We start from the raw sequence: 4,080 nt of genomic DNA on the forward strand, positions 1-4,080 counted from the left end.
ACCGCGAACGAAGCGCTGGTGGAAAGGCCCCACCCCAACCCCTCCCCTGAAGGGGAGGGGCTAAAGGAAGGAAGCATCATGAATACGGACATCACTTCCGCATTTCGGCCCGCGATCGTCATGACGATCCTGTTCGCGATCCTGCTCGGCCTGGTCTATCCTCTGGCCATGACCGGCATCGGACAGACGATTTTCCCACATCAGGCCAATGGCAGCTTGGTGCAGATCGGGGGGCGCGTGATCGGCTCCGAGGTCGTGGGGCAAGCCTTCGTCAGCGACCGCTATTTCCAGACGCGTCCTTCGGCGGCGGGCAAGGGCTATGACGGGCTGGCCTCGTCGGGCTCGAATCTGGGGCCGACCTCGCAAGCGCTGGTCGACCGGGTGAAGGCGGACGTCGCCAAGCGTCGCGCCGAGGGCGTGATGGGGCCGATCCCTGCCGATCTCGTGACCGCCAGCGGTTCGGGCCTCGACCCCGATCTGTCGCCCGAGGCGGCACTGGCGCAGGCCGCGCGCATCGCCCGCGTCCGTGGCCTGGGCGTCGAGCAGGTCCACGCGCTGGTCGTCGCCAGGACCGAGGACTCCATGCTCGGCGACCCGCACGTCAACGTCCTCGCCCTCAACCGCGCGCTGGACGCTGCTTCCCAGCGATGACGGCAGGCGAGCCGCGCCCCGATCCCGATGCCCTGCTGCGCGCCGCCGAGCGCGAGGGGCGCGGCCGCCTGAAGATCTTCCTGGGGGCAGCCCCCGGCGTCGGCAAGACGTTCGAAATGCTCTCCGAAGGCGCCGCCCGCCGCCGTGACGGCGTGGATGTCGTCGTCGCGGTCGTGGAAACCCATGGCCGCGTCGAGACAGAGGCGCTGGTCCGGGGGCAGGAGGTCATGCCCCGTCGCGCCGTCCCCTATGAGGGGCGGACGCTGCACGAGATGGATATCGACGCGATCCTCGCCCGCGCGCCGCGCCTCGCGCTGGTCGACGAACTGGCCCACACAAATGCGCCAGGCAGCCGCCATCCCAAACGCTATCAGGATGTCGAGGAGCTGCTGGCGGCGGGGATCGACGTCTATTCCACCGTCAACATCCAGCACGTCGAAAGCCTGAACGACGTCGTCGCCAGCTTCACGCGTGTCCGGGTGCGCGAGACGGTGCCCGACCGCATATTGGAGGCCGCCGAGATCGAGGTGGTCGACATTCCCCCCGACGAACTGATCGAGCGGTTGAAGGCGGGCAAGGTCTACCTTCCGCAGGAAGCGACGCGGGCGCTGTCGCATTTCTTCTCCAAGTCCAACCTGTCGGCGTTGCGCGAACTGGCGCTGCGGCGCGCGGCGCAGGCGGTCGATGCGCAGATGCTCGACCATGTGCGATCCTTGGGGGTCGGCGGGCAATGGGCGGCGGGCGAGCGGCTGGTCGTCGCGGTCAGCGAACTGCCCGGCGCCGACGAACTGGTCCGCGCCGCCAAGCGTGCGGCGGATGCCCTGCGCGCGCCCTGGACCGCGCTGTTCATCGACACGCCGCGCACCGCGACGCTGGGCGAGGCGCAGCACCGGCGGCTGGCGGCGACGATGACGCTGGCGACGCAACTGGGGGCGGCGGTGGCCACCGTGCCCGCCCCCAGCGTGGTCGAGGGCATCCGCGCCTTCCTGACCGATGCGCGCGCCACGCAGCTGGTCGTCGGCAAGGCCAAGCGCTCGCGCTGGTTCGAGCTGCGCCACGGCTCGGTGGTCGACCGGCTGGTGCGTGAGACGCCGGGTGTCACCGTCCATGTCCTGCCGGTCGGCGAAGCGCCGGTCGAGCGGGAGCGGACCCGGCGGCGCGGGCAATGGGGATCGCCCATCGGCTATGGCCTGACGCTGCTCGGCGTCGCCGCCGTGACGGCGCTGGCGAGCGCGTTGTTCCATATCCTCAACCTCGGCAATGTCGCGCTGCTCTATCTGTTGCCCGTCATGGCAGCGGCGAGCCTTTATGGTTTGCGAACCGGCCTGTTCGCGGGGATCGCGTCGAGCCTGGCATACAACTTCTTCTTCCTGCCCCCCGTGGGCACGTTGAGCGTCAGCAATCCCGAAAACATCATCTCGATCTTCGTCCTGCTGGGCGTGGCCGTCGCGACCAGCCAGCTGACCTCGCGGGTCCGCGCGCAGGCTGACCTCGCGGCGGCGAGCGCGCGCGACAATGCGACGCTGGCGGGCTTCCTCCACCGGCTGAGCGGTCTGGCCGACCCGGCCGAGGCGTCGCGCGTGATCTGCGAAGACATTGCCCGGCTGTTCGAGGTGCAGGCCGTGCTGCTCACCCCGTCGCCCGCCGGGCTGGCGGTGCAGGCCGCGACCAAGCCTGACTATCGGCTGGAAACCATGGAGATGGCCGCCGCGCACTGGGCCTTCGACACCGGCACGCCCGCGGGCAAGGGATCGGCGACGCTGGCCGCGTCCGAATGGCTGTTCCAGCCGCTCAAGGCGGGCAACCGGACGCTCGCCGTCCTAGGGCTGGCGCGCGAGACGGGAGGGGAGCCGGTGCGCGCCGATCGCCTGCCGTTGCTGACCGGGTTGATCGACCAGGCCGCGCTGATCCTCGAACGGCTACGGCTGGAGGCGGAGGTGCGTGACGTTGACGCGGTGCGCACCCGCGACCGGCTTCGCGCGGCGTTGCTGTCCTCGGTCAGCCATGACCTGCGCACGCCGCTGACTGCCGTGATGGCCGCCGCCGCGCAGTTGCGGCAGGGTACGACGCCCGACCTGATCGCCACCATCGAGGGGGAGGCGGCGCGGCTCAACCGCTTCGTCGCCAATCTGCTCGACATGGCCCGCGTCGAGGCGGGGGCGCTCAAGCTGAAGATCGAGGCGATCGACCTCAGCGACGCGGTGACGGGCGCGGCCCACGACGCCCGCCGCGCGCTGGAGGGGCATTCGGTGCGCCTCGACGTGCCGCCCGACCTGCCGCTGGTCCGCGCCGACCCGCAATTGCTGCACCATTGCCTGCTCAACCTGCTCGACAATGCCGGGCGTTACGGCGATCCGGGGACCGAGATCGTGATCGAGGGGCGGCACCGGCACGGTACGCTGCGCCTGTCGGTCCTCGACCACGGCCCCGGCCTGCCGCCGGGCCGCGAGAATGAGGTGTTCGAGACGTTCCGGCGGCTGGAAGGCTCCGACCGGGTGGCGGGCGGCACCGGCCTGGGCCTCGCCATCGTCAAGGCCTTTGCCGAGGCCATGGGGCTGGGCGTAGAGGCGGGCAATCGCGAGGATGGCGAGGGTGCGGCCTTCGCGCTCTGCTTCCCGCGCGACCATATCATGCGCGACGGCGCACCGGAGGGAATGGCCTGATGCCCGCGACGATCCTGGTGGTGGACGATGAAGTCGCGATCCGCCGCCTGCTGCGCAACACGCTGGAACAAGCGGGGCATCTGGTGGTCGAGGCGCGCGACGGGCGCGAGGCGCTGGCGCGCGCGGCGGCGGATCATCCCGATGCGGTGCTGCTCGACCTGGGGCTGCCCGACCGCGACGGGTTGAGCCTGATCCCGCTGTTGCGTGGACCTGCGCGGGTGATCCTGATCGTCTCGGCACGCGAGGCGACTGACGAAAAGGTCGCCGCGCTCGACCTGGGCGCAGATGACTATGTTACCAAGCCGTTCGACAGCGAGGAATTGCTGGCGCGGCTGCGCGTGGCGCTGCGCCACCGACGCGCGGCGGAGGCGGCGCCCAGCGTGGTGCGGACCGGCGACCTGGCCATCGACCTCGATCGGCGGCTAGTGACGCGCGGGGGCGAGGAACAGCATCTGACCCGCAAGGAATATGACGTGCTGGCGATGCTGGCGCGGCATCCGGGGCGGGTGGTGACGCATGACAAGATCATCGACGCCGCCTGGGGCGGGGACGAGGACCCGCGCATCGATTACCTGCGCATCGTCGTGCGCAACCTGCGCCAGAAGCTGGAAGCGCCCCAGCCAGTGGGGAGCGTCATCGCGAACGAACTGGGCGTGGGGTATCGATTGCGGGTGGAGGGGTGAGAATCCTCCCCGGTACGGGGAGGTGGCAGCGCGGAGCGCTGACGGAGGGGGCGTGCCTCCGAGTGCGTCCTTTGTGGCACGCC

3 protein-coding genes are annotated in these 4,080 nt (G+C 70.3%); all 3 read left to right on the forward strand.

All coding sequences use genetic code 11. The annotated features are described in order from the left end of the window. The first annotated feature begins 78 nt into the window (after positions 1-78). Genes kdpC through SP5_RS15270 form a run of 3 tightly spaced genes read left to right on the forward strand, consistent with a single transcriptional unit; the run spans position 79 to position 3,997 of the window. Entirely contained in the window at positions 79-651 is a 573-nt protein-coding gene (kdpC, locus tag SP5_RS15260; RefSeq protein WP_042490408.1) for a potassium-transporting ATPase subunit KdpC, read from the forward strand. Continuing rightward, complete coding sequence (locus SP5_RS15265) at positions 648-3,314, forward strand: DUF4118 domain-containing protein (RefSeq protein WP_042490404.1); 2,667 nt, start codon at positions 648-650, stop codon at positions 3,312-3,314. The genes kdpC and SP5_RS15265 overlap by 4 nt, the downstream gene beginning before the upstream one ends. Continuing rightward, complete coding sequence (locus tag SP5_RS15270; protein WP_042490406.1) at positions 3,314-3,997, forward strand: response regulator transcription factor; 684 nt, start codon at positions 3,314-3,316, stop codon at positions 3,995-3,997. The genes SP5_RS15265 and SP5_RS15270 overlap by 1 nt, the downstream gene beginning before the upstream one ends. Positions 3,998-4,080 lie beyond the last annotated feature (83 nt).

Origin of the sequence: Sphingomonas parapaucimobilis NBRC 15100 (assembly GCF_000787715.1) — a bacterium.
Classification (GTDB): domain Bacteria; phylum Pseudomonadota; class Alphaproteobacteria; order Sphingomonadales; family Sphingomonadaceae; genus Sphingomonas; species Sphingomonas parapaucimobilis.

Coding starts and splice junctions, on each gene's coding strand:
- kdpC (WP_042490408.1), top strand. CDS start 79: ATGAATACGGACATCACTTCCGCATTTCGGCCCGCGATCGTCATGACG.
- SP5_RS15265 (WP_042490404.1), top strand. CDS start 648: ATGACGGCAGGCGAGCCGCGCCCCGATCCCGATGCCCTGCTGCGCGCC.
- SP5_RS15270 (WP_042490406.1), top strand. CDS start 3,314: ATGCCCGCGACGATCCTGGTGGTGGACGATGAAGTCGCGATCCGCCGC.